Annotated in this window: 1 protein-coding gene; it reads left to right on the top strand. The window is 30.8% G+C overall.

Features of this window, described 5'->3' with window-relative positions; translation table 11 throughout:
* Nucleotides 1–18: 18 nt before the first annotated feature.
* Nucleotides 19–558: glycosyltransferase family 25 protein (locus B0186_RS11445; RefSeq protein ID WP_143411981.1), on the top strand; the 540-nt coding region annotated here is incomplete at its 3' end.

Here is a 558-nt window from a genome sequence, read left to right as displayed (position 1 = left end):
AATTTTATAGGCAAACACATGTTAAAGGAACAAAGACATGATGATAAATCAGCAAGCAAGCAAGCAAGCAAGCAAGCAAATATTTTCATCATTAATTTAGCTAAGTCTACAGCTCGTAAACAATTTATAACAGAGCAGTTTTCACGGCTAAATGAAAATCTAAAAAATCCAATCCCTTATCATTTCTTTGCCGCCATTAACGGCAAAGAAAATCCTGATTTTCCTTTATTTAAAAAATACAACAAAACTAAACATTTTCAACGGAAGGGCAACCAATTAAGTCTATCTCAATTAGGTTGTTGGGCAAGTCATTATCTTTTATGGGAAAAATGTGTTGAGTTAAATGAACCTATCATTATTTTAGAAGATGATGCCATTCTTAAAGAAAATTTTCTTGAAGTTTATAATTTCCTTTCCTCTCCACAAAATTCCTTTGAGTTTTTTTGGTTAAGTATTCCTTCCCCAGCTAAAAGAAAACGTAATCAAAAATACAAAGTGATTTGCAATATTGAAAACACTGAAAATAGCATAGCGCAATTTTATTATAGTTGGGCAAAT

This window comes from Canicola haemoglobinophilus, from assembly GCF_002015075.1.
GTDB classification, from domain to species: Bacteria; Pseudomonadota; Gammaproteobacteria; order Enterobacterales; family Pasteurellaceae; genus Canicola; species Canicola haemoglobinophilus.
The sequence above is the reverse complement of the archived record's forward strand: the minus strand, read 5'-3'. Positions and strand labels throughout refer to the sequence as shown.